General features: G+C 60.2%; 7 protein-coding genes. 6 read left to right on the top strand and 1 reads right to left on the bottom strand.

Annotated features, from left to right (window positions below):
• The first annotated feature begins 197 nt into the window (after window positions 1-197).
• Entirely contained in the window at window positions 198-1,136 is a 939-nt protein-coding gene (locus ACSQ83_RS35605) for a 3-hydroxyacyl-CoA dehydrogenase family protein (protein WP_414954240.1), read from the top strand.
• Complete coding sequence (locus ACSQ83_RS35600; RefSeq protein WP_414954239.1) at window positions 1,133-1,753, top strand: flavin reductase family protein; 621 nt, start codon at window positions 1,133-1,135, stop codon at window positions 1,751-1,753. Before ACSQ83_RS35605 ends, ACSQ83_RS35600 begins: the two co-directional genes overlap by 4 nt.
• Before the next feature lie 52 nt (window positions 1,754-1,805).
• Here the strand turns inward: ACSQ83_RS35600 and ACSQ83_RS35595 are convergent, their stop codons facing one another.
• The gene (locus ACSQ83_RS35595; RefSeq protein WP_414954238.1) at window positions 1,806-3,785 is read right to left on the bottom strand and encodes a methyl-accepting chemotaxis protein; all 1,980 of its coding nucleotides are present in this window, start codon (window positions 3,783-3,785) and stop codon (window positions 1,806-1,808) included.
• A 463-nt stretch (window positions 3,786-4,248) separates the two neighbouring features.
• Between ACSQ83_RS35595 and ACSQ83_RS35590 the strand changes: the two genes are divergently transcribed.
• From ACSQ83_RS35590 to ACSQ83_RS35575, 4 genes are all read left to right on the top strand, one after another.
• On the top strand, window positions 4,249-5,427 hold the full coding sequence (locus ACSQ83_RS35590; protein ID WP_414954237.1) for a quaternary amine ABC transporter ATP-binding protein: 1,179 nt from the start codon (window positions 4,249-4,251) through the stop codon (window positions 5,425-5,427).
• Window positions 5,420-6,322 (top strand): choline ABC transporter permease subunit, encoded by a 903-nt coding sequence (gene choW / locus ACSQ83_RS35585; protein WP_414954236.1) that lies wholly within the window; start codon window positions 5,420-5,422, stop codon window positions 6,320-6,322. Before ACSQ83_RS35590 ends, choW begins: the two co-directional genes overlap by 8 nt.
• Before the next feature lie 65 nt (window positions 6,323-6,387).
• A complete protein-coding gene (locus ACSQ83_RS35580) occupies window positions 6,388-7,392 on the top strand; it encodes a GlxA family transcriptional regulator (RefSeq protein ID WP_414954235.1) in 1,005 nt (334 codons plus the stop codon).
• Window positions 7,393-7,525: 133 nt separating this feature from the next.
• Entirely contained in the window at window positions 7,526-8,422 is an 897-nt protein-coding gene (locus ACSQ83_RS35575; protein WP_436231338.1) for a choline ABC transporter substrate-binding protein, read from the top strand.
• Window positions 8,423-8,603: the final 181 nt, after the last annotated feature.

Here is an 8,603-nt window from a genome sequence, read left to right as displayed (position 1 = left end):
CCTTTACGCGTGTCCGGTCAGAGCCTGCCGACCGGACCGCTTCAAGTCATAGGCCATTTGCCGCCCCGCGCGATTGGAGGCGCTGCGCTATCCTTAAGTGACGCGGCCTTGAGAGCCGCATAGGACGGCTTCAACGAGTCCCTCGGACTCGAACGTCGTTGAATCGAAGCGTGGAATCTAAGCATTGCGGGGAAAATTTGAAGCAAATCACTATCGGCGTGGTGGGCAGCGGCTTGATGGGCGTCGGCATTGCGACGCAGGCGGTGCTACACGGCTATCCGACCATTGTTCACGATATAGACGGCGCACGGCTTGCATCGGTGCATGGAAAAGCAGAGGCGATCCTCGACGAATTGATCGACGCCGGCGTCTTCCATGCGGACCACAAGCCGGACGTGCTCGCGCGTATCGAAACTACCGATCTACTGGAGCGGGTGGCCACGGCGGGTTTTATCGTGGAAGCCGTTCCTGAAGTGCTCGAACTGAAGAACCGCATTTATAGAGCGCTCGAACCGCTGCTGCGCGACGACGCTATTTTCGCCAGCAACACGAGCGGCTTTCCGCCCGACCTGCTCGCGCAAGTGCTGCAAAACAAGGGGCGATTTGTCATCGCGCATTTCTGGAATCCGCCGCATACCATTCCGCTGGTCGAAGTCGTACCGGGCACTGAAACCGATCCGGAAGTCACGCGCCGCACGGCTGAACTGATGATGGCGATCGGCATGGAACCGGTCGTGCTGACGAAGGCAATTCCAGGTTTTGTCGGTAACCGGCTGCAGTTTGCGGTGCTGCGCGAAGCGCTTGCCATTGTGCGTTCGGGCGCCGCGACGGCGGAGGTCGTCGACACGGTCATGAAGGCGTCGCTCGGTCGACGCTACGGCATGGTCGGACCGCTGGAAAGTGCGGATCTCGGCGGGCTGGATACGTTGCTGGATATCGGCACACACCTGATGCCGGAGCTGGCGAAGGACGAAGACGTGTTGCAACTGATGCGTGCGCACGTGCAGAAAGGACGGACGGGCGTACGCAGCGGGCAAGGGTTTTATGAATGGGATGACGCGCACCATGCGCGCGTCAAGCAAGGGCGCAAGCGCCTGATTCACCACGTTGCAAAGAAGACCGGAAAGCACTCATGAGCGATACCAACGCGGTTCATTTCTACAATCCTGACGAAGGCCACAAGCTTCGACATGATCCGTTCAAGGCGATCGTCGCGCCACGAGTGATCGGCTGGATTTCGAGCTGTGATCCGGACGGGCGCGTGAACCTCGCGCCCTATAGTTTTTTCGGCGCGTTCGCTTCGTTTCCGCACATCATCGGATTCTCGAGCGAGGGGCGTAAGGACAGCATCGCGAATATTGAAGCGACGGGTGAGTTCGTATGGAATCTGTCGAGCAAGCCGCTTGCCGAAAAGATGAACCTGACGTCCGCGACCGTACCGCGTGAAGTCGATGAATTCGAGCTGGCGGGATTGACGAAAGCGCCGGGCGTGAACGTCGCCGTGCCGCATGTGGCGGAGTCGCCGGCCGCGCTCGAATGCAAGTTGCTGCAGATCATCCGGCTGAAAACGCTGGACGGCACGCCGATGAACAACTGGCTCGCGCTGGGGCAAGTGGTTGGCGTGCACATCCGGCGCGAGTTCCTGAAAGACGGTCTCTTCGATACCGCCGCCGCGCAGCCCGTCATGCGTGCGGGGTATCGCGGGGATTATGCGGATATCGGCGAAATGTTCGAGATGTTCCGGCCGGGATAGCGCTGGCGGAGGCGCTTCAGCCGCAGTTAAAACCTGCAGTTAAAGCGCGCAATTAAAGCCTAAACACGCTCACCGCGCGGCTCAACTGTTCGGCTTGCTCATGCAAGCCGGCAGTCGATTGTTCTGCTTCGCCGACCAGCGCCGCATTCTGCTGAGTCGCCTCGCCGATCTGCGACACGGCCAGATTCACCTGCTCGATGCCGCTCGATTGTTCGCGCGACGCCACGCTGATTTCGCCGATGATCGCGTTCACCCGCGCAACGCGTTCCACGATCCCGTTCATCGTGCCGCGGGCTTCTTCCGCGATCCGGTAACCATCGGCGACACGGCCGACCGACTCGGCGATCAGCGCCTCGATTTCCTTGACCGCCGCCGAGCTGCGTTGAGCCAGCGCGCGCACTTCCGACGCCACCACGGCGAAGCCCCGGCCGTGCTCGCCGGCGCGCGCGGCTTCCACGGCCGCGTTCAACGCCAGGATGTTGGTCTGGAACGCGATGCCTTCGATCACCGACGTGATGTCGGAAATCTTGCGCGCGGACGCGTCGATTTCACCCATCGTCGCGACCACGCGGCCGACCGCTTCGCCGCCGGCGCGCGCTGCATCGGATGCCGATGCCACGAGTTGATCCGCCTGCGCCGTGTTGGCGGCGTTTTGCTGCACGGTCGACGTGATCTGCTCCATGCTTGCCGCTGTTTCTTCGAGACTGCTGGCCTGTGTCGCGATGCGCAGCGAGATGTCGCTGCTGCCCGCCGCAATCCGCCCCGTGCCGTCAGACATATCCGCCGATGCGCTGCGAACCTGCGTCACGATGCGCGCAAGCCCGGTCGCAATGCCGTCGATGGCAATCATCAACCGGCCGATATCGTCCTCCCGCGTGGTTGCGAGCCGCACGCTCAGATCGCCCGCTGCGATGCGCTCGGAGGCATGAGTCAGTTCCGCGAGCGGCCGGCCCACCAGCTTGGCCACTGCGAAGAGCAGCACGGCCACGAACGCGGCGATCACGAGCAGCCCGATCAGCAGGAAGCGATTACGCGTGGCGTGCACGTCGGCGAGCAATTCATCGCGATACGCAATCCCGCCAATCAGCCATTGCCATTCCGGCACCGTGCGAAACACGATTTCCTTCTCCCCGCCGTGCACCTTGGGATCGGCGGCGTCGGTAATCCCGGGGGCATCGAAGGAAAGACGGCCTTCTTTCGCGTCGAGCATCTGCTTGAACGGTGCGATGCGTTCATCGGCGAGAGGCGGCAAAGTGGCACCCGCCGCGCCACCCAGGCCCGGATGCACGAGAAGCTTGCCGCGATTCGGCCCGTTCGATGCATCGACGACAAAGAAGTAGCCGTTCTGACCGATCGTCAGGTCGCGAATGTTTTGCTGCAACGTTGCAATTTCCGGCGTGACGTCCACGCCGACAAACAACGCGCCAATAACCCGTCCCGATGAATCCGTGACCGGCTTGTACTCGGTGATGTACTGCTTGCCAAAGAGCGTCGCCATGCCGATAAAGCGTTTTCCCGCGAGCATGAGCGCGTACGCCGGGCCCTTCCGGTCGAGCAGCGTACCGATCGCGCGGGCGCCGTCCTGCTTTTTCAGCGATGTCGTCACGCGCACGAAATCGTCACCGGTGCGCGCGAACACGGTCGCGATTGCGCCGCTGCGGTCGAGGAACTGATCGGGGATCGAAAAATCGAGGTTCATCGGCGTGTCGCCGGCCTTGAACGTGGGTGTCGCCACGCCGCCAATATCCACTTTCTGCGTTTCATCGAGCGTGAAATCCGTGGGCAGGAAGCTCGAAAACAGCGTCATGTAGCGCTCGACTTCGGCGCTGACGGCTTTGTCGTAGAGACGGATCATCGTGCCGATCGCGCGACTGTCGTCGTCCATGCGTTCGAGCGCTTGCGCATCGATCTGCTGACCGGCCAGATGCGTGACCGCGATGGTAAACCCGGCTACGACCGTAGCCGCGAGCGCACAAGCGAGGATGGCAAATTTCGCGCCGACACTGGCCCGTCGGATGTTGAATAGAGGCATGGATAAACCGGATGAGCGAAATAAACGAGACGTAGGGAATATGAAGGGTTAACGGCAACAGTCGCCAATTCTTGATTGCCCTGGCGCCGGCGCGTCCTGTTTCCACGCGCTGCAAAGCAGTCAAAACCCGACATCGTCTATCCCGCTGCATTCCTGGAATATGATGAGCCGGTCGGTAATCCCGCCCGTCACCCGGGGCGGCAAGCCTGAAAAAGTCCAAAAAACTCAACGAAATTCTCGTCCACTTGCTCTGGCGCGACACGTAAAAAAGTGTCTAAATCGGCTCAGCACTGCTCGCAAACCCTTGCCCCATAAGCCTCCGACTGTCCATCTGCCAAAAATGGAAAATCGGAGTGTCGTATTTCCACATGTGAGCGTCGGAAATAGTCGGCAACCCGCACTTTTTTCTGGCAACTATGTATGCAGAGCGCGGACGCACGTCCGCCAACCAGGAGAGCGTTCGATGAATTCCCACAAGGTCGTGGTCGAAAACCTGTGCAAGGTGTTCGGCACGAGCCCGAAGCAGGCGATCGACATGCTTGCCGGCGGCGCAACGAAGGAAGAAGTTTTCTCCCGTACCGGACAGATTGTCGGCGTCCATAACGTGTCCTTCGAAGTGAAGGAAGGCGAGATTTTCGTGTTGATGGGTTTGTCGGGTTCGGGCAAATCGACACTGATCCGCCTCATCAACCGGCTGGTCGAACCAACCGCCGGCAAGGTGCTGATCGATGGCCGCGACGTGGCGTCCGTGCCGCGTTCCGAACTCACGTCGCTGCGCCGGAAAGACATGAGCATGGTGTTCCAGTCGTTTGCACTGATGCCGCAGCGCACGGTGTTGTCGAATGCCGCGTTCGGGCTTGAGGTTGCGGGCATCGGGCGCAAGGAACGCGAGAAACGCGCGATGGCCGTGCTGGAGCAAGTCGGTCTTGCGCCGTTCGCGCAGAAGCTGCCGGCGCAGTTGTCGGGCGGGATGCAGCAGCGCGTGGGTCTCGCGCGGGCGCTGGCCGTGAATCCATCGCTGATGATCATGGACGAGGCGTTCTCCGCGCTCGATCCGCTCAAGCGCAAGGAAATGCAGAACGTGCTGCTCGACCTGCAACGCGAACAGCAGCGCACGATCATGTTCGTGTCGCACGATCTGGAAGAGGCGCTGCGCATTGGGACGCGCATCGCGATCATGGAAGGCGGCAAGGTCGTGCAGATCGGTACGCCGCAGGAAATCATCTCGAATCCGGCAGACGACTACGTGCGGGCCTTCTTCGAAGGCATCGATACCAGCCGTTACCTGACGGCCGGCGACCTGATGCAGACGGACGTGGTGCCGTTGATGAAGCACGGCTCGCAGATCGATGCATCAAGCGTCTCGCAAGCGCTCAACGGCAGTGCCGACTACGCGTTCGTGATGGACCACGAGCGCAAGATCCGCGGTTTTGTGTGCCGCGATGCGATTGGTCAGGCATCGCCGGAAATCAATCTTATCGAATGCATCCAGCGCACCACGCCGCTTGACGTTGTCGTCAGCCGGGTGGTCGCCAGCCGTGCACCGCTGCCGGTGGTCGAGGCGGACGGATCGTATTGTGGTTCGGTCAACAAGACGAATGTTCTCAAGGCTCTGACTCGGCATCGAGGTTCCCATGTCTGAAATTATCCCGCTCGGTACGTGGGTCGATCACGGTGTCAAATACCTGCTCGACCACGACGCAAACACCTTCGACGCAATCGGTAAAGTCATCGAGAGCTTCGCGGCGCTGGTCGAACACGGCCTGCAAGCCATCCCCATGTGGCTGATGATGGCGATCTTCGTCGGCATCGGGTTATGGCGTGTCGGCTGGCGCTTTGCGCTGTTCACGTTGCTGTCGTTGCTGCTGATCTACGCCACCGGCTTCTGGGATGAAATGGTAATCACCCTCGGCCTCACGCTGTCCGCCACGTTGATCAGTTTGCTGCTCGGCATTCCGCTTGGTATCTGGACGGCGAAGAGCAAGACCATTGAAACGATGGTGCGTCCGGTGCTCGACCTGATGCAGACCATGCCGGCTTTCGTGTACCTGATTCCGGCGGCCATGCTGTTCGGTCTTGGCCGCGTGCCGGGGATCCTGTCGACGGTGATCTTCGCGATGCCGCCTGCGGTGCGCCTGACGTCGCTGGGTATCAAGCATGTGAACCGCGAGATCGTGGAGGCGGGCCAGGCATTTGGCTGCACGCCGTGGCAACTGCTCTACAAGGTTCAGTTCCCGAACGCGCTGCCGTCGATCATGACCGGCGTCAACCAGACCATCATGATGGCGCTGTCCATGGTGATTATCGCTTCGATGGTCGGTGCAGGCGGTCTCGGCAACGACGTGCTGGCGAGTATTCAGCGGCTGGATATCGGACTTGGATTCGAGAGCGGTTTGTCAGTAGTGCTGCTCGCGATCATTCTTGACCGCATTACGGAAAGCTTTGGCCGGTCGCCGGGTATGGCGCGGGCACCGCTGTTGTCGGGGATTCGCAGTGTGATGCGAGTGCGCCGCGCGCCGGCTGCGCAGCAGAGCTAAGCAATATGGCTTTGAGCAACAGAGTAAGCGATTAAATCAGGCTTCGGCCCAAGGATAAAAACCCGATGAAACGCGACGCGATGGAGCCGGACGGGATTCATCCTCCTGAGAATTCACCGCTATCGAAGCTGGCGCACTTCGGGTTCCTGACGCTGCCTAATTTTTCGATGATCGCGTTCACCAGCGCGATCGAAGTGTTACGCATGGCGAACTATGTTGGCCGTGCCGAGCACTACACGTGGTCGGTGATCACGCCGGATGGTGAACCGGCGCGGGCGAGCAACGGCATTACCGTCAAGCCGACCAAAACGCTGGCCGAGGCGGGCATGCCGGATGTGCTGATCGTGTGCGCGGGATGGCATGTGCGCGATTACGTGGATGACAAGGTGATCGCGCTGTTGCAGCACGTCGCGGCGCAAGGCGTGCCGCTTGGCGGCGTGTGCACGGGCGCGTATGCGTTGCTCGCGGCAAACTTGCTGGATGGGTATCGATGCACGGTGCATTGGGAAGACATGTCGCCGTTGCACAAGCGTTTCCCCGACGTGCGATTCGCCGATGAACTCTTCGTGATCGACCGTGACCGCGTGACTTGCACGGGCGGGACCGCGCCGCTTGATCTCATGCTGAACCTGGTTGGTCAGCGGCTGGGTCAGGCGCATGCGGCGCAGGTTTCCGAGCAGTTCATCGTGGAGCGCATTCGCGGCACGACGGATTACCAGCACATTCCTGTCGATGCCCGCGTGGGTTTCTCGCGCGCCGAATTGATTGAAGTGGTGCGGCTGATGGAGGCGAACATTGAAGAGCCGTTGTCGCTGGAAGAGCTGGCGCGGCTGGTGAAACTGTCGCAGCGTCATTTGCAACGCATGTTCAAGATGTTCCTGAGCGTTTCGCCGACGCATTACTACCTCACGTTGCGGCTGCGGCGCGCGCGTGAGTTGTTGCGTAATACCGATGCATCGATCTCGCGCGTGACGGCCGTTTGCGGCTTTCACTCGCCGTGTCATTTCAGCAAGGCGTACCGCGCGCAGTTTGGCCACGCGCCGAGTATTGAGCGCAGGCAATCGGCTTGATGATCCATTTTCAGACGTGTTGCGCTCATTGGGGCGCGGCATCGTCGTGTCTGGCAGTTCCAAAATAGGGAGAATCATGAAACTTCACGGAATCGCGTCGTCGTGCGCGCTGGCTGTCTTGCTGAATGTCACGATGTCCGGCAGCGCGTTTGCAGCTGATCCGGCCACGTGCCAGAACGTCCGTTTCGCCGATGTGGGCTGGACCGATATTGCCGCAACCACGGGTCTGGCGACCACCGTGCTGCACGGCCTCGGATATAAACCGACGAAGACGATTGCGTCTGTGCCAATTACGTTTGCCGGTATCAAGAATAAGCAGATTGATGTATTCCTGGGTTATTGGTCGCCGACGATGGACCCTATTGTCGAGCCGTTCCAGAAGGCCGGGCAGGTCAAGGTATTGACGGCGCCTAACCTGACGGGTGCGAAATACACGCTGGCGGTGCCGGACTATGCGTATAACGGCGGTCTGAAGTCATTCGCCGATATTGCCAAGAACTACGACAAGCTCGACGGCAAGATCTACGGTATTGAGCCGGGTAACGACGGTAATGCGTTGATCAAGAAGATGATCGATTCGAATCAGTATGGGCTGGGCAAGTTCAAGATGGTCGAGTCGAGCGAAGCGGGCATGCTGGTGGAAGTGGGCCGTGCGATTCGCGAGAAGAAGTGGATTGTGTTCCTGGGTTGGGAACCGCATCCGATGAATGTTTCGATGAAGATTGATTATTTGAGTGGCGGCGACGATGTATTCGGCCCGAACTATGGCGAGGCCAAGGTGCTGACGGTAACGCCGCCGGATTATGCTGCGCGCTGCCCGAATGTGGCGAAGCTGGTGGATAACCTCAAGTTTTCGACGGACATCGAGAATCACGTGATGACGCCGATCATGAACAAGACCGATCCGAACGTGGCTGCCAAGCAATGGCTGAAGGCGAATCCGGCTGTGCTGGATAAGTGGCTGGCGGGCGTGAAGACGTTTGACGGGAAAGATGGGTTGCCGGCTGTGAAGGCCTATGTAGCACAGTGATTTTTGCTCGCGCCGGTGGACGGGAGGGTTTGCTGGCGTGAGGGGTGGGCGGAGTGTGTGCCGGGTTGCTAGGGTCTGGGGGTAGTGGTCGGGGTCAATGCCGGGTTGCTGCTTTCCAGGCCTTCGCGCGTTTAGTGTTAGCTGTTTTCTTTATCACTATTAGCCACTGCGCGTGGCAGCG

Origin of the sequence: Caballeronia sp. LjRoot29 (assembly GCF_964252755.1) — a bacterium.
In the GTDB taxonomy this organism is placed as follows: domain Bacteria; phylum Pseudomonadota; class Gammaproteobacteria; order Burkholderiales; family Burkholderiaceae; genus Caballeronia.
Note: the sequence above shows the minus strand (reverse complement) of the source record. Positions and strands in the feature narration are given on the sequence as shown.